This is a genomic window from Moraxella sp. CTOTU47724, assembly GCF_032014955.1.
Lineage (GTDB): Bacteria > Pseudomonadota > Gammaproteobacteria > Pseudomonadales > Moraxellaceae > Faucicola > Faucicola tetraodonis.
The window spans coordinates 1-17,778 of sequence record NZ_DALZSV010000048.1 but is presented as its reverse complement, the minus strand read 5'-3'; the positions used below and the strand labels follow the sequence as shown (position 1 = coordinate 17,778).

Below are 17,778 nucleotides of genomic sequence, written 5' to 3'. Positions count from 1 at the left end.
GTTAATCCTTCGGCAATGTTCATGATATCTTCATCACTTAAAAATGAGGTTTCGATATCGATTTGGGTAAATTCTGGCTGGCGGTCAGCACGTAAGTCTTCATCACGAAAACATTTAGCAATTTGATAATAACGGTCAAAACCTGCCACCATCAATAACTGTTTAAATAGCTGAGGTGACTGTGGCAATGCGTAAAACTCACCGTTTGACACGCGGCTAGGCACCAAATAATCACGCGCGCCTTCTGGGGTGGCACGGGTCAAGATGGGGGTTTCTACATCCAAGAAACCTTGGTCATCTAGGTAACGGCGAATGGTCGAAGTAGCTTTGGCACGAAACTTCATACGCTCTTGCATCTCTGGACGGCGCATGTCTAAAAAGCGATATTTTAGGCGCAGTTCTTCAGAAACGTTGGTAAACTCATCATTGAGGGGAAATGGCGGTGTCTCAGAGGTGGCGATTGTTTCGATGTCTTTGGCCAATAACTCCACTTGACCGCTGGTCATGTTTTTGTTTTCAGTACCGGCATAACGCTGATGCACACGGCCGGTGATTTTGAGCACATATTCAGAACGCGCGCTATCTGCTGTAGCAAATGCTTCTGGGGTATCTGGGTCGATGACCACTTGCAGTAGGCCTTCACGGTCACGCATATCCAAGAAAATAACCCCACCGTGGTCACGGCGACGATGCACCCAACCGCAAATAGTGATGGTTTGGTCGTTTAAGTTTTCGGTGACAAGCCCGCAATAGTGTGTACGCATCATAATGAAGCAATCCCAATATTTTTCGTAATGTACGAAGTAGCAAAAATTTTTATAAACGAATATTATGCCTTGTTTACTCAAATTTCACAATATGAAACACGGTTTATCATGCATCTCTACTAGCCATGCCTGTCACAGACATTTCGCGAATATTGTGTGGATAAGCGATTGAAAACAGCAAAATAAACGCTATATAAAACCCATTGTGTCAATTTTTTCCTTAATTAGAGCCCTTAATTAGAGAGTTATTATGCTATTTCAAAACGCCAAACATCCGCTTGAAATGAAAGTCACCCATTTAAATAAAGTCAAAGCCCAGCGCAAACAACAATTACAATTGCAAATGGTGGATGATAAAGGGTTAACATCACTCATCAGCCGCGCATTGACAGACTTGACGAAAAAAGACAATACCAAAAAAACCCCCTCAAAATTTGGTATGTTTAAAAATAAAACCGCCAACAAAAATTGTTTTGTGCTGGATTTTCATGGCGATATCAAAGCCACTGAAGTACAGCAACTGCGTGAAGAAATCAGCACGCTATTGACGGTCGCGCAAGCTGAAGATGAAGTCATTGTGCGCCTTGAATCCTCAGGTGGCATGGTACACGCGTATGGCCTCGCTGCCGCCCAGTTGGCACGTATCAAAGAAGCAGGGCTACACTTAACGGTCTGTATTGATAAAGTCGCCGCCAGTGGTGGCTATATGATGGCGTGTGTGGCTGATAAAATTTTGGCGGCGCCATTTGCGGTGGTGGGCTCGATTGGTGTGGTGGCACAAGTGCCTAATTTTCATGATTTATTAGAAAAACATGACATCGATGTCGAAGTATTTACCGCAGGTAAATACAAACGCACGGTAACCGTGTTTGGTGAAAATACCGAAGAAGACAAACAAAAATTCCAGCAAGAACTGGAAGAAACGCACAAACTATTTAAAGACTTTGTGCGTAAATACCGTCCAAATTTGGATGTTGAACAAGTGGCAACCGGTGAGCATTGGTACGGTGAAGATGCGATAACACGCAATTTGGTCGATGCCCTGCAAACATCGGACAGTTATATCTTAGAAAAAATGACAGATAGCGAATTGTATGCCATTCAATCTCGCCAAAAACCGACCATCGCGCAAAAGCTAGGCATCTCGCAAGCGGCACAAGCGGTGGTAGCGACAGCGATTGATAAACTACCAGATGCCTTGGCAAAGTTAGAAAGCGCTAAAATGCCGATGGTCAAAAAATAACCGTAAGATAAAATGATAAAAACCTGTGGTGATAAAACCTGTGACAAAAACCCGTGACGAAAACCTATGAGGCTTGGCAGGTTTTTAACTTTTTAATGGCGACACATTTGGGCGTATAACTATGAAACTATTTATGTTAAAAATCGGGGCGCGTCCCCAAGGACGACTCATTGAACAGCATGATGTGATGTTTGTGATTGCAAATAGCCTAAGTGAAACAATTGAGAGTGTCAATCAGCACTGGCCGGCAGTCAAAAACAACTGGCACTTAGACGCATGGCGAGAAGTAAAGCGGGTAGGTGATTATCAAATTTTGTTGTCGAAAGATAGCTTGTCAAAAGATGGATTGTCAAAAGATAACGCGCTGGCAGATAATATATTGACAGATGAAAGGGTAGATAACAAATTAGATAGTCAGGGCAAACAACTTTATTTTGTCAATTTAGGCGGTTATCTACCGGGTCAATTTGAAGAATTTCATTATAAAACACTTGTGATAGCCGAGACGCTAGGTAAAGCAACGGCGCAAGTTAAAAAAACGGCATTTTATCAAGATTATACATTTGATAATGTCGATACCGCCAAAAGCGGCGTGGCAACCAGTCATGTAGATGATAAGCATCAACTAGACTTGGATGATATTCACTGTGTGGCTGATTTACTGCCAAATGATGTGGCATTAACCATTCAGCCATTAACCGAGCCTGAAAAAAATCAGCTACCTGACGATGCGCTGCATATTGGTTATTTAAGTCTCAAGCAAATCAAAACCATGATTGACTAACCGGTGAAGCGTCTGATAGCGTATTTTGGCGCTGTCAATCATTGCCTTTCCTCGGCTTTGCCTTTATAGTAGGCTCATTTTTAGCTCGCTTTTTTTAACCCCTTCTTTTTATCTACAAAAGCTTTGTATAACCAATGAAACAAGCCACCGCCCTTGATATCCTTAAAACTGGTAAAAATGTGTTTTTAACAGGCTCAGCAGGGGCGGGCAAAACCTATACCATCAATCAGTATTTGCATTATCTGCGTGCAAGGGATGTGGCGGTCGCGGTAACGGCAAGCACAGGCATTGCTGCCACCCACATGAACGGCATGACCATTCACAGCTGGGCGGGCATCGGCATCAGTAATGAGCTAACCGCCAAAGACATCGCCCGAATCAAAAAACGCACGGTGGTTGCGGAGCGCATTGAGCGCACCAAAGTATTGGTGATTGATGAAATCTCGATGCTGCATCGACAGCAATTTGAGCTGATTAACCAAGTGCTACAAGCCATCAAAGAAAACACACTGCCGTTTGGTGGGATACAGCTATTGGTTGCCGGGGATTTTTTTCAGTTGCCACCGATTGGTGAGCCCCATGAGAGCAACCGTGATAAATTTGCCTTTATGGCGCAAGCTTGGCTGGATGCAGATTTTCAAATTTGCTATTTATCCGAGCAGCACCGTCAGAAAACTGACAAAACAGCGGTGGCAGGCAACACGTATTATGGCTTGGATTTGAATGCGATTTTAAATCAGATTCGTAGCCAGCAGTTTACCCCCCATATCATGCCTGCTTTGACTGCTACGGCTGAGCATGTGCTAGCCGACAACCGTACCCGACTGTTTACCCACAATGTCAACGTGCAAGCCATCAATGAGCAGGAACTTGGCAAACTTACCACAGCGGCGCATACTTTTCGCGCTTGGGGAGAAGGCGATGAAAAGCTGGTCGAGACGCTAAAAAAATCCGTACGCAATACCCCCGAACTCGTGCTCAAACTTGGCGCAAAAGTGATGTTTATCAAAAACAACACCGAGCTCAATGTGTCAAATGGCACCATAGGCAAGGTAGTTGATTTTGTTGCCACTACCCTTAAACAACCAAATAAACAAACAGACGATAGCGCATCAAAAAACAGCCCATCAAACAATTACCCATCTGAGCCGCTCGATGAACAAGCGCTGGCAGCAGATTCAACTGCCCTGCTCGATGCCATTGAACAAGAACAACAAGCCGATATGGCAGACTTGCTCGATGAAGTCAATGGGGGTCAATCACAACAAACTCACCCCAGGGATGAGGAGAGGGATGAGGATGATATAGCCGCTACAGACACGGCTGATGACAAACTGTCGGAGTTACTTTACCCCTTGGTTGAGCTCAATGACGGCCGCAAAGTCATTGCTGAATATGATTCATGGCGTATTGATGATGAAGACGGCGAAATACTGGCTGCCTATTACCACATCCCCTTGACGCTGGCGTGGGCGATTACCATTCACAAAAGCCAAGGCATGACGCTAGATGCGGCAGAAGTAGATTTGTCCAAAACCTTTGAAAAAGGGCAGGGCTATGTGGCTTTATCACGGTTAAAGCAGCTATCTGGGCTACAATTACTGGGCGTCAATGAATTAAGCTTACAGCTTGATCCCTTAGCGCGTGGGGCTGATCAGAGATTTCAGGCGATCAGTGCAGAGCAAGAAGGTGAATTTTTGACGCGCAGTAAAAAACAGCTCAATGACCTTCATCGTGAATTTATCATTCAATGCCGGGGTACGCTGGATAAAGAAAAAATCGCTGCGTATGAAAATCGCGCCAAACAACAGCAAAAACTGATTGAAAAACGTCGCCATGCTGTACAGCAGCTGCAATCTTTGGCGGATGATGCGGCAGGCGTTATCACCCCCACGGTGCTGGAAACTAAAGCCTTGTTGGATGAAAGTTTGACCATTGCAGAAATTGCGCAAGCCCGTAATCTAGCCCAATCAACCGTGATGGGACATATCGAGAAAATTGCTGAGCATTTTCCCCGCGCCAACATCGCGCATCTACAACCTCATGACGAATGGTTACAGCCGATTAATAAGGCGTATCAAAAAATAGCCAAACGTGATGACAAACGCGATAAAGATAACGATGGCAAAATCAAAATTCGCGCGATTGTCGAAGAATTAAGAAACGCCTATTCTTATAATGATGTGAAACTTGCCTTGTTGTTTTTAAAACCGCATGGCAATTGAGCACTTGTCTAGTAAGGAATATCCCTGATTGAATGCTTCTACCATCAAACCTTTTAACATTGCTATTAATGGCTTTGGTCGTATTGGGCGCAACGTGCTACGTGCTTATATCGAACGGTTTTGTCAAAATCCTTTACAATTACAGCCGTTAAATATCGTCGCCATCAATGATATTGCTGAGCCAGCAACCCTGCTACATTTACTCAAATATGACAGTACCCATGGCCGATTATCGGCGGTCAGTAATATCCATATTGAATTAAAAACAGTAGATTTGGGGGAAAAACAACAGCATTTCTTACTATTAAGCCAAGGGGAGTTTCGGCAAAAAATTGCATTGATACAGCAACCCCTTGCCACCAAATTACCTTGGGAAAAACTGGGCATCGACATGGTGCTTGAGAGCACGGGTCATTTTCGCAGCTATGAACAGGCGTCGCAGCATATTATCGCGGGCGCCAAGCAGGTGATGATTGGGGCTGCTCCGTTTGATTATGTAGATGCCAGTATCGTAGTGGGCGTCAATGACCATGAGCTTAGCCGTGATAAAAAGATTTTATCCAGTGTGTCGTGTACCACCCAAGCGCTCGTGCCTTTACTGTATGTATTGCACCGTGCCTATGGCATCGAATCAGCGATGATGACCGAAATCCATGCGGTGACTGCTGACCAAACCGTGCTTGACCAAGTGCATCGTGATTTGCGCCGTGCACGGGCTTCTGGGCATAACATTATCCCAACCACATCAAGTAGTATCGCTGCAGTCAATCGGGTGATGCCGCATATGGCAGGCAAGGTGAATGGGTATTCCATTCGCGTACCGACCATGGATGTCGCGGCAATTGATGTGACATTTACCTTTGACAAAGCCACGGATGTCACCGCTATCAATCAGCTGTTAAAACATGCCAGTGAACAAGATTTATTGGGTATCATGGATTACAGCGATGAGCCATTGGTGTCCAGTGACTTTATCCATGATGCGCATTCATTGGTGATTGATAGCTTACAGACCATGAGTGTGGGGCGGCAATTTAAAGTGTTTGCTTGGTATGATAATGAATGGGGCTATGCCAATCGGATGCTCGATATTTGCCAAACCTTAGCGAAACTCTAAACCTAAGCTATAAACACTAACGAAGCTATAAAAAGAAAAAAATTATCAATTAAAACAGGCGAAACCTAGTCGGTTTCGCCTTTGTTATGCCTAACAAAAATTAATGTCTAAAATGACGCATACCGGTGAACACCATCGCAATGCCATGTTCATCGGCTGCGGCGATGGTTTCGTCATCGCGCATGGAGCCACCGGGCTGGATAATCGCCTTAATCCCCACCGCTGCGGCATTGTCAATACCATCACGGAATGGGAAGAAGGCATCTGATGCCATCACCGCACCCACAGGTGATAGACCAGCGTGCTCAGCTTTAATCGCGGCAATACGGGCTGAGTTCACTCGGCTCATTTGCCCTGCGCCTACCCCAATGGTACGCCCATCTTTGGCATACACAATGGCGTTGGATTTCACATATTTAGCGACTTGCCAAGTAAATAGCAAATCATCGAATTGTTGCTGAGTCGGCTGTACTTTTGTCACCACTTTTAAATCATTTAAAGTAACTAAGCCCAAATCTTGCGCTTGCACCAATAAACCACCGGTGACGCGTTTAAAGTCAAACTGGGCTTGGCGCTCACTTGGGTTTGGTAATTCACCGCAGACTAACACGCGCACATTTTTCTTGGCAGCCGTGACATCGAGTACACCATCGGCAACGCTTGGGGCGATAATGACTTCAACAAATTGCTGATCCACAATCGCTTTTGCTGTTTTGATATCCAGCTCACGGTTAAAGGCAATGATACCGCCAAACGCAGATTCTGGGTCAGTGGCAAAGGCTTTTTGATAAGCATGGGTTAAATCGGCATCCACGGCCACACCACAAGGATTGGCGTGTTTAACAATGACACACGCAGGCATATCAAACGATTTCACGCATTCTAACGCCGCATCGGTATCTGCGATGTTATTGTAAGATAGTTCTTTACCTTGTAATTGCTTGGCGGTGGCAATACTGGCTTCTTTTTGACCATTTACCTGTGCTTTTTCGACATAAAAAGCGGCTTGTTGATGCGGGTTTTCACCATAGCGTAAGTCTTGCGCTTTGTCCATTTGCACGTTAAAGGTACGCGGGAATTGGTCAGCCGATTCAAAGCTTTGCAGGCGATTGCCTAAAAAATTGGCAATCATACCGTCATAATGTGCGGTATGCTCAAATGCTTTTACCGCTAAATCAAATCGGGTGGTATCACTGATGCGACCGTTTGCTGTTAGTTCACCCAAGATTGCTGCATAATCGTTGGGGCTTGTCACAATGCTGACATGGTCATGGTTTTTTGCCGCGGCACGCACCATGGTAGGCCCACCAATATCAATGTTTTCGATGGCGTCTTCTTTGGTGACATTTGGGTTGGCAACGGTTTGGGCGAATGGATATAAATTGACAACGACCATGTCAATGCGGTCGATGCCATGCTCTTGCATAATGGCATCATCAGTGCCGCGGCGACCTAAAATACCGCCATGAATTTTTGGATGCAGGGTTTTTACCCGACCATCCATCATCTCTGCAAAACCTGTGTATTCTGCGACTTCAGTCACTGCTAAGTCATGTTGTTTGAGTAGTTTGTAGGTGCCGCCTGTTGATAGTAGACGAAAACCGTGGGTGATTAGACCTTTGGCGAAATCCACAATACCCGATTTATCAGAAACAGAGAGCAATGCATAAGATTGATTCATAATTGACTCGACTCGTTGACAAAAAAACACTGGGTGCAGAAAAAACAAAAAGTCAGTTATGACGAACTGACTGATTGACTTTAATACCCCAACTCTATAAATTCCAAAATATAGGGATATCTTATCATAAAAAAGCGGGTATTTTTATAAATTATAATAATTGGTGGGTTTTGAGTTTTTTCCGCAATGTACCGCGATTAAGTCCCAAAATCTCGGCGGTTTTGGTTTGATTGCCGCGGGTGTGTTCGAGGACGACACTGATCAGCGGTTTTTCAAATTGTGACAACATAAGCTCATAAAGTTGGGTCGGTTGTTGTTCTTTTAAATTATCGAAGTACTCTCGCACTACAAGCTCAATGTGATGAGCTAGGCTTGCGCTGGGAGAAGTTTGCGATGGGGTATGGGTAGTGTAGGGATTAGATGGGTTATCTGACATATTGGAATACTTGGCGCGATTTTGTAAAGCAACAGAATTGGGCATAACAGATTCTCAAACTAAATTTGATTACAAATTTATTGAATAATTCGTTAGTTAACAGATTAAATAAAACTTAAATATCAAGACGAATAATAAAGTTATTAGTACTTATACTAAAACAATTATGAAACTGATAGCAAGCTTAAGTTGTTTACAATATGTAAAATTCTGCGATAAATACTAGATACTGGAGGCTTGGTGTATCACTATTGGAATGAAGCTAAAAAGAAGCTCAATTGAATGAAGCCAAAAAAATTTAATAAATCAGCTCAATATTAGCGGCTTGAACTTTGGTTTTTGGAAAGTCAATACGCAATTTGACGGGTTTTATTTGATGCGGCATCAAATAGTTGTTACCCGCTTCTAGATAGTCTGTAGGGGTAAGTAGCGTCTGCGCGAGTATGGTGTTGCCACTGCGTAGTGAAACCTTAACACTTGGGTAGACAATATTATTATCCGTGGTATTGGTCAGAGTAAATACCACGTCAGTCTGTCCCGCTTGTTTTGATGAAGGGGCAAGCGCTAGCATCTGCACATCAATAAGACCCGTATCAGCGATAGGCAATTGACAGGCAGGGATTTTATGGCAAATTTTTGAGAGCACGGCCGCGTTTGTTTTTGAAGTGATTAAGGTGTTAATGTTAAAAATAATATATTGCGCAGCTAACAAAAAGATTAATAGTAAACTGCCTAATCCCCAAACGATGCTCATATTAAAAATTTTTGCATTCGCCAATTGCTGCGAGGAAACTTGTTGCGACAAGCGCTCATCAATCTTTTTTTGATACGCTAATAAATCTGCTTGTTGCTCGCTACTCGTATCAATTGCAATTTGATCAAAAATATCTGTGTTAAATACAGTATTTATGCCTCGCTTGGGTTTGGTGTGGGTGGCGGATGAGTCGTCCATTGCTTCGTTGTCATCCGCTTGCGCCATTAAACTTTGCAGCCAAGCATTTTCATCGCCTGAAGCGTCTTTATCTTGGGCGAGTTCTATCGCTTCAGCGGCATCTTTATCGTCAATGATTGGCTTTTTAGGCTTGCTATCTTTGGCTTTTGGCAGTTGCTCAAAATTGTCTATAATCTCAAAGTCATCTAATTTGCTGGTTGATTTAGCTTTGGCTGATGTGGTCGAAGATTTTGACAAGGCATACGGTGAGGTGGGTTTAACGGGTTCATTGACAATGGGATTACCGGCTTCATCAAGACCTGACTCATCATCAAATAAAATACCCTCAGATTTATCGTCAATGAGCGCCGAGGACGTCTGATGGTTTGGACTTGCCAGATGGTTTGAACTTGCCAGTGGATTATTGTTAGCAAATTTTTTTTGTTCTAGTTGTTCAGCGGCTGAGAAAATAGTTTTGCAATGGGAACAACGAACGTACCCATGTCTAACGGCTAACTGTTCATCATTGATTTTAAATGCATGTTGGCAGTTTGGGCATTTGGCATTGTACAAATTCATCGCAACATCACTTCCCTTTTAGCATTTTTAGTTTGCGTCTTTGATTTTTAATAATGTCGTGTGTTAAATCATTTAATGACGAATAAAAAATAAAGTCAACAAATTTTCTAGAATTTATATTCACTAGGCTGCTAGCTATGTTATTAGGCTGTTACTAGGCTTCGACGGGCAAAAGATGACCTTACTTCCTTGTAAGGCTTTTTATACGAATCGCGACTTGTTCTACGCGCGGCGAAAACCTGAAAGGCGATGCCAATGTCTATCTTCCTGCGCGCTAAAGGTAAATTCGCCATCCATCTCAAAATAAGGCTGATAGGCAGCTTTTACCTCTTCCACTTGGTTTTCAATCAGACCTGCCAACACAATGCTACCTTGAGATTTCAATAATGTCGCAAAATAAGGAGCAAGGCTCATTAGTGGTTTGGCTAAAATATTGGCGGTAATTAAGTCCACGGGCAAAATAGCCTGCTGTTTACAATAGTCACTAAATTGCTCAGGTAAAAATGCCTGAAGCTGATTTGCTACTTTGTTGCGCTCAGCATTTTGATGGGTGGCTAATACCGCTTGGGGGTCAATATCGACCGCATACACCTGTTTTGCGCCTAGCAAAAGCGCCGCAATGCCCAAAATACCTGAGCCGCACCCATAGTCAATCACCACTTTATCTTGCAAAGGTTGTTCTGTCAGCCAATCGATACAAAGACGGGTGGTTGCATGATAACCTGTGCCAAATGCCAAGCCTGGATCCATGATGATGTTAATCGCATTGGGGTTAGGGGGGGACATCCATTTGGGCACAATCCAAAGTCCATTGGCACATTCAATGGGATGGTAGTTCTTCATCCACTCACGTTCCCAATCCTTGTCATCCACTCGGCTGGTCCAAACTCGCGTCGCCACCACATCATTGGCGATATCTTGACTCAAAGTTTCCAAATTACAATCGCCATCAAATAGCCCAGTCACAATCACATCATCCCACAATGGCGATTCACCGGGCAATGGTTCAAATAGCGGTTGGTCACCTGCATCGTCTAAACTGATACTGAGCGCATCGGCTTCTAGCATCAAGGTTTCCGCCAATTCGGCTTGCGATTTTTCGCATTGAATATGTAATTGCTGCCAAGGCATAAAAAGTCCTTAAAATAACAAATAAAATAATGAAACAATAAAATAATGAAACAATAAAAGGCGAGCGCTGGCTTGGTAGTATAAACGCATTCAGCCAAAAATGCGATGTGACTCAAAAATGAAAATGCCCATTTTATTGCTTGGCGTACCCAAGCCAAATCACCTAGCGGTAAGGGTAAGGACAAATAAGAATTTTTACCTTTTTTATCCTTAAAACATTTCTTTAACCGATTTTTCTAACCAAGACTGCGAGCGCGGCGCCGCATTGAGTGGTTGGTTGGTATGGGTCGGGTCGCTGCTATTATTAGCGGTATTGGGGGTATTAGGGTTAGTCTGGGTATTCCCCGTATTAGTCGCCTCATTTTGGTAGCGATTGGCTGCAGGTGGGTTATTGCCAATGGTATCTTCATCGGTTTGTCTGCGCTCAATATTGTCATACCGCTGTTGTTGGCTTTGTCCAAACTCACTCATTGCCTGTTGTTGCTGTGCCGCAAATCTTGCTTCTTGCTCACGTTGATAAATTTGCACCGCACATTCACTACTATCTTGCGGTAGATTGTCGGTATCAACAGGTACATAGATAGCATTTGGACATTTTTCATTGGATAATTGTGATTTGCCGTTTTCCATCCATAGCCATTCGATATTGGCTGGCGCGATGAGATTAACTGGCGTAAGCTTTTGCTGCTTCATAAAATTCATCCACATCGGCAAAGCACCATTACCACCACTTAGACCTGTAGGTTTATTGTCATCTAAACCAACCCAAACAACGCTGACCACATTGCCACTATACCCTGCAAACCACGCATCGCGATAATCATTGGTAGTCCCTGTTTTACCTGCAAGATTGAGGTTGTCACCGAGCGCTAGTGCCGCTTTGGCAGTACCTTGCTTGATGACCTGCTGCATTGCATAATTGGTGAGATAGGCAGCCGTGGGGTTGATGACTTGCTGATTTTTTTGTTCCATGCCCTGAACCACTCGTCCTTGGTCATCAATAATCGTGCGAATAGTATGAATTTCATGACGCAAGCCACCTGTTGCCAGTACTTGATAAATCCCCAACATATCCATGGGCGATAGATTCACCGCGCCAAGCAAGGTAGATGGATAATTGGGCAATGGGCTGTTGATACCCATACGGTACAATTGATTTAAAAAATTGGGAATACCGACTTCCATGCCCACACGTACCGCAGCTTGGTTATAGGAATTGGCTAAAGCGCTGGTGAGGGGAATAATACCATGACTGCCGCCACCGTAATTGCTGGGTGTCCATGTCTTACCATCGGTCATTTTTAGCACAATCGGGCTGTCATCGACACTACTTGATAAATTGTAACGACCCTGCTCAAATGCGGTTAAGTAAATAATCGGTTTGAGTAAAGAGCCAACTTGGCGCTTGGCATCGACGGCGCGATTAAAACCGGTAAAATCACGACTACTTCCCACCACAGCGAGCAGTTCACCGTTGTTGGGGTTGGCGCTGACTAGGGCGGCTTGCAAATTAGTGAGCTGTTTGGGATTACTTTTTTTTAACTGATTGACGCTTTGAATGACCGCGCTGGTAGCGGTTTTTTGAACATTGGGATCAAAACTGGTAAATATTCTTAACCCTTCGTTTTTGAGATCGTTGGCATCATAGGTACGGGTGAGTTCTCGCTTGACCACATCGAGATAATCAGGAAAACGCGTTTTACCAATCACAGGGTTGTAAGAAATGCTCAGTGGCTGTTGCACCGCTTCATCATATTGCTGTTGGCTGATTTTACCGGTTATCAGCATATTACTCAGCACCACGTTACGGCGTTTTAGGGCAGCATCGGGGTAGCGTAGCGGATTGTACTGGGTAGGACCTTTGGCAAGCCCTACGAGCATCGCCATTTGGTCGAGTCGAAGCTCTTTTAGCGGACGGTTAAAGTAAAACTGCGAGGCAAGCCCAAACCCGTTGATGGAGTGATTGCCATTTTGACCTAAGTTAATCTCATTCATATAGGCTTGCAAAATCTCACTTTTGGTGTAATGCATTTCCAGCAAAATCGCCATCACTGCTTCATTGGCTTTACGTTTGATAGTACGATCTGAGTTGAGATAGAAGTTTTTAACCAGTTGCTGGGTGATGGTGGAGCCGCCTTGGCGTGAACCGCCCATAAAATTGCTATAAATCGCACGTCCTATCCCGCGGATAGACACGCCGTGATGCTGATAAAAACTGCGGTCTTCGGTTGCCACCAGCGCATCAATTAATGGCTGCGGATAGTCATTGATGGTCAAAACGATGCGATCTTCATTGTTGTCTGGATAGATACCGCCAATAAAAATTGGCTCAACCCGCGCCACACCCGATGGATTGGGATGGGTACTTTGTAATTTTTCAATTTGGTTATCTTTGAGCGTGACCTTAATAATTTGCGATGGCTCAGTATCGTTGGCGGCAAATTTAAATTCGCGGGTATGAATATAGTACTCGCCATTTTTTTTGCTATAAGTGCCGGCATTGTCATAGTTTTTGTCAGGGGCATAGGTGAGTAAATTTAACCAATTTTCCAATTCATCATCGCTAAGGGGCTTACCCACCGTCAACGTTAATGGTTGCGAGTACACTTTTGCAGGGATATTCCAGCGTTTGCCCTCAAATTTTTGGGTGATGACATTATCTTGGCGCACCAAATATAACCCAAGCAACACCAAGCCGCCCAATACTGCCACCACAAAGATAAAGCTTAGGATAAACATCCCTTGTTGGTTTGAGTCATGCTGGAATTTAGGCGAGTTTTGGCGATTTTTAGCGGCAGAGATAACGGTTGAATTCATACAAAAATGCGTCACGATCAAGGGTATAAAAAAGTGCTTTATCATGACCCAAAATACGCCAAAATACAATGTCAACATCGTGCTATTTTGCCACGTTTATACAGGATTTTTGAACTTTAATAGACCGTTTTGGAGTACAATAACAGTCATTTTTGGGTGAGTTAGGGTTTTTGCCCTAGGGGATTTGATGATGCCAAACAATAGCCAATTTGGGGCAAAACAATCGGATATTGGGCAGTCGGTTGTAACCGATGTGCCTAGCCGTATGCTTGTTGAAGCGGATAGCAAATTTACTACCACATATCAAGATGTGGAGCTGGTGTTGCCAGCAGAAGGGCATTGTTTTCATTGTGGCGACCCGCTGCCAAGCCCGCCATTTTTTACCCATGTATTGGGTGAAGATCGGGCGATGTGCTGTATGGGCTGTCAGCTTGCTTCGCAAAGTATCATCGAGGCGGGGCTTGAGCAATACTATCTTGACCGCAGTGAAATCAATCGTACCGCCAGTCTCCCTGATTCGTTATATCAGCTACAAGCATATGACCACGATGATATCAAATCGCAATTTATTTACCATCAGCAAGGGCACAGCGTTGCTGAGCTGTCAATCAGCAATTTGCGCTGTGCTGCCTGTAGTTGGCTGATTGAAACCCAGTTGTATCGCCTTGATGGCATGGACACTTGCCAAGTCAACCTCACCAATCAACGGATGCGCGTGGTATGGGATGACAAAAAACTGCCGATTAGCCAAATTTTGGCAAATGTGCAAGCCATTGGGTATGATGCCAAACCCTATCGGCAAGATACCCATGAAGCGATGCTCAAGCGAGATAATCGCCGCATGTTGTTTCAATTGGGCATTGCGGCATTGGGTGCCATGCAAGCGATGATGTTTGCAGTGGCGCTATATTTTGGGGAATATTCAGGTATCGGCGTCAACGATCGGCAATTTTTACGCTGGGTATCGCTGTTTGTTAGTATTCCTGTGTTTTTGATTGCAGGGTTGCCATTTTTTCAATCGGCGTGGTCAGCGATTAAAGCCCGCCAAGTCAATATGGATGTGCCGATTAGTATCGCCATTGTTATTACCTTTTTGGCAAGTCTATATGCGACATTGACTAGCACGGGCGAGACCTATTATGACTCGGTTAGTATGCTGATATTTTTCTTATTGGCGGGCAAATTTGTCGAGCACAATGCTAGGCTAAAGGCTGCCAATTTAGCCAATGATTTGGTGGTCGTCGAACCTATGTTGGTCGCAAGGCTGGGTCATGAAGCGCCGTTAGCGCTAGAGAATACGGATACCTCACAAGTAGCGCTCTATGCCAGTCAATATAAAGACCTTTTTTATCAGTCACTTAGTTTAGACCCTGCCAACAGGGGTGATAACGAGCAAATGGTCTCGGCGCAGTCGCTAAAAGTTGGTGATATTGTCCGCATTGATGCCGGTAGCAGTATCATCAGTGATGGTGTTTTGCTGTCAGATAGTGCCACGGTGTCGGAAAGTTTATTGACCGGGGAGAGTGATTTAATCGTCAAACGCTTGGGTGATAGCATTGTGGGCGGTAGCCAAAATGACAGTCAGCCGTTTGTGATGCAAATCACCACATTACCCAATGACAGCCAAATGGGCGTGATTGATAGGCTAGTGAATCGCTCGCTCAGTGAAAAACCGCAAATCGCTTTAAAAGCAGACAAACTGGCGCGCTGGTTTGTTGCGCGGGTACTGGTGATTGCCAGTATGGTGTTTTTGGCATGGTATTTTATTGAGCCGAGTCATGCCATTTGGGCAACGGTTGCCGTATTGGTCGCTACTTGTCCCTGTGCCTTGTCATTGGCCACACCCATCGCATTAACCGTTTCTACCAATCGATTAGCAAGCCTGGGGTTTTTGGCGACGCGCGGGCATACCATTACCACACTCGCTGAAGTCACCCATGTGGCGTTTGATAAAACCGGTACATTGACATACGGTCAACCCAACTTGATGGCGATTGAAACGCTGGATGTACCGTATAGTGTTAAACAAAATCCGTCAGTGGATTTTACTGAAGATGACACCAAAAACGAAGACGAGATAAAAAACCATTTTTTAAGTATTGCAGCGAGCCTAGAAGTGGGTAGTCGTCACCCCATTGCTCATGCGTTATTGACAATGACTCGGCAAATGCATTTGCCCACTACCAGCGATTTGGTACACATTCCGGGGGGCGGTCTGCAGGCCACGATTGATGGGCTAAGTTACCGTCTAGGTCATCATGGTTTTGCAGTGCAATCAGGATTAGACGACGGGTTACTGCCAAATTTGAGCAAACACCAAGCCAGCACCAGTGTGACCTTATCAAGACAAGATAGCCTAAGCAAAAAATGGCAACCACTGGCGCATTTTTATTTTCATGATAAAGTCCGAGAAGGCGCCTTAGCTACCATTAAACATCTCAAAGACCAAGGCGCGCAGGTGCTGATGCTCACCGGTGACCCCAGTGCTCAGGCGTTTGAAGTAGCGCGCGAGCTTGGTATTGACACGGTTTATAAAGGTCTTACCCCAAATGATAAGGTACAACATTTAAAAGCGCTGCAGCAGCAAGGACACATCGTGCAAATGGTCGGGGATGGGGTAAATGATGCACCCGTACTTGCCGCTGCCAACATCTCAACTGCCATGGCGGGTGCGGCAGATTTGGCGCAAGTCTCCAGTGACTCCTTGGTGCTCAATGGTCAAATCCAAGCCGTGGCAAAAGCGCGTGAGGTGGCGTTCAAGACCGATCGCATTATTGCCCAAAACTTCAAATGGGCGCTCGGGTATAATTTTATCGTACTGATACCCGCTGCGTTAGGTTATGTGCCGCCTTGGTTGGCTGCGATTGGTATGTCATTGAGCTCACTGTTTGTGGTGCTCAATGCGTTACGTCTCAAACGCGCTTAACGGCGCAATTTATCAAAGCTTTATGCTTTTGGCTTACTAAAATCATACGCCGTGACTATTTGCGCGTTTTTGGCAAAATCGATGAAATAATAGAAGTATTTATCATTCTCATCAATCACCCGATCGCCGTTGGTATCGGCTTGGGTTGAGAAGTAAAAACGCTTGGTCTCAGGCAGCCATTTATAATGTTTAAAATATTGATTATTGGGCGTGAGTTTCAATAAATTTTTGCCATTTAAATCGCTTAAATACAAGGTAAGCTGCTGATCAAGATTGGTTTTATTGTCATTATCGTCATCTATCTCTTTGACTTCATAGATAAAATAGCCTAGCAGTAAAGTATTGCCGACTTTGACTGCCAATGGGCTGGTTGCTTCTTTCGCAGCTTGCGGTTGGGTAGGTGCAGTTTGCGTGATGGCAGCTTTTTTCTGCGCAGTTTTGTCATCTTGGCTTAAATCTACCAAGGGCGTGTGCACCGCTTTTATCACAAAGTTATCCTGTGGAAACAGCCGATGTACTTGCCCGGTTTTTAGCTCTTCAAACACAATATTGTAGACACTGCTTTGAAAATCATAGGGCGCAACTTCTTGAAAGTAGCTGACGGGTGATTTTTTAGCATCACTGGCATCGCTGTCATATTTGCGATTGATGGGCACTGACGGAATAATCGGATGCATTAGGCTTGGCACACCTGCCAAATACACTGGAAAATCCATGCGTTTTAACCCGACTGTGGCAGGTGGGATACTGGCTGGGGTTTGGGCGATGATGACTTCAGGTACGTTAGACGGTGAAGGGGCAGTGTCGCTCGCTCGGTTAGTTGTCTCAGGGGTGGGCTGGCAGGCGGTAAGTGCCAAACCTAGCCCCATAGCGCTCAAGGTGCTCATAGTGATATGTAATGGTCTAAAAAAATTCGCATCACGCCATTGATTCACAAAAGACATAGGGGTCTCCATTACAAAGATAATCAAATATACTACTAAAATGATAACACATGTACAATCTTTGGTTATATTATCGCATTCAGCGCTAAAACAGTATTGACTGTTTTTTTCTTGACGGGCTTCAAAGGTAAATAACAAAGGCAAATAACAAAGGCAAATAAATTTGAAATAACCCGACACGGGGCAAAAGGCGCGTG

Annotated in this window: 12 protein-coding genes; 5 read left to right on the top strand and 7 right to left on the bottom strand. The window is 44.4% G+C overall.

The genetic code is table 11. From position 1 onward, the window contains the following. Window positions 1-767 (bottom strand): aspartate--tRNA ligase (aspS, locus tag RTR63_RS09285; protein ID WP_312523876.1); only part of this gene is annotated, 767 nt, incomplete at its 3' end. Between the two features lie 250 nt (window positions 768-1,017). Between aspS and sohB the strand changes: the two genes are divergently transcribed. The 4 genes from sohB (at window position 1,018) to RTR63_RS09265 (ending at window position 6,136) form a co-directional block, all read left to right on the top strand. Beyond that, entirely contained in the window at window positions 1,018-2,010 is a 993-nt protein-coding gene (gene sohB, locus RTR63_RS09280; protein WP_312523875.1) for a protease SohB, read from the top strand. 121 nt (window positions 2,011-2,131) lie between these two features. Continuing rightward, window positions 2,132-2,794 carry a DUF1543 domain-containing protein gene (locus RTR63_RS09275; RefSeq protein WP_312523874.1) on the top strand — a complete coding sequence of 221 codons (663 nt, stop codon included), beginning with the start codon at window positions 2,132-2,134 and terminating at the stop codon, window positions 2,792-2,794. Window positions 2,795-2,928: 134 nt separating this feature from the next. After that, complete coding sequence (locus RTR63_RS09270; protein ID WP_312523873.1) at window positions 2,929-5,019, top strand: AAA family ATPase; 2,091 nt, start codon at window positions 2,929-2,931, stop codon at window positions 5,017-5,019. Window positions 5,020-5,047: 28 nt separating this feature from the next. Next, window positions 5,048-6,136 (top strand): type I glyceraldehyde-3-phosphate dehydrogenase, encoded by a 1,089-nt coding sequence (locus RTR63_RS09265; protein ID WP_312523872.1) that lies wholly within the window; start codon window positions 5,048-5,050, stop codon window positions 6,134-6,136. A 100-nt stretch (window positions 6,137-6,236) separates the two neighbouring features. On the opposite strand, the gene purH is transcribed toward RTR63_RS09265, so the two are convergent. The 5 genes from purH to mrcB all read right to left on the bottom strand — a co-directional run bounded on the left by purH (window position 6,237) and on the right by mrcB (window position 13,711). After that, the gene (gene purH / locus RTR63_RS09260; protein WP_312523869.1) at window positions 6,237-7,817 is read right to left on the bottom strand and encodes a bifunctional phosphoribosylaminoimidazolecarboxamide formyltransferase/IMP cyclohydrolase; all 1,581 of its coding nucleotides are present in this window, start codon (window positions 7,815-7,817) and stop codon (window positions 6,237-6,239) included. A 151-nt stretch (window positions 7,818-7,968) separates the two neighbouring features. Then, a complete protein-coding gene (locus tag RTR63_RS09255) occupies window positions 7,969-8,298 on the bottom strand; it encodes a helix-turn-helix domain-containing protein (protein WP_409034774.1) in 330 nt (109 codons plus the stop codon). A 253-nt stretch (window positions 8,299-8,551) separates the two neighbouring features. Beyond that, on the bottom strand, window positions 8,552-9,763 hold the full coding sequence (locus RTR63_RS09250) for a DUF3426 domain-containing protein (RefSeq protein WP_312523867.1): 1,212 nt from the start codon (window positions 9,761-9,763) through the stop codon (window positions 8,552-8,554). 222 nt (window positions 9,764-9,985) lie between these two features. Continuing rightward, entirely contained in the window at window positions 9,986-10,894 is a 909-nt protein-coding gene (gene prmA / locus RTR63_RS09245; RefSeq protein ID WP_312523865.1) for a 50S ribosomal protein L11 methyltransferase, read from the bottom strand. Between the two features lie 210 nt (window positions 10,895-11,104). Next, window positions 11,105-13,711, bottom strand: coding sequence for a penicillin-binding protein 1B (mrcB, locus tag RTR63_RS09240; RefSeq protein ID WP_312523864.1), 2,607 nt, complete (start codon window positions 13,709-13,711; stop codon window positions 11,105-11,107). Window positions 13,712-13,976: 265 nt separating this feature from the next. On the opposite strand from mrcB, the gene RTR63_RS09235 reads away from it, so the two are divergent. Next, entirely contained in the window at window positions 13,977-16,637 is a 2,661-nt protein-coding gene (locus tag RTR63_RS09235; protein WP_312523877.1) for a heavy metal translocating P-type ATPase, read from the top strand. A gap of 20 nt (window positions 16,638-16,657) precedes the next feature. On the opposite strand, the gene RTR63_RS09230 is transcribed toward RTR63_RS09235, so the two are convergent. Beyond that, complete coding sequence (locus RTR63_RS09230) at window positions 16,658-17,581, bottom strand: hypothetical protein (RefSeq protein ID WP_312523863.1); 924 nt, start codon at window positions 17,579-17,581, stop codon at window positions 16,658-16,660. Between the last annotated feature and the right edge of the window lie 197 nt (window positions 17,582-17,778).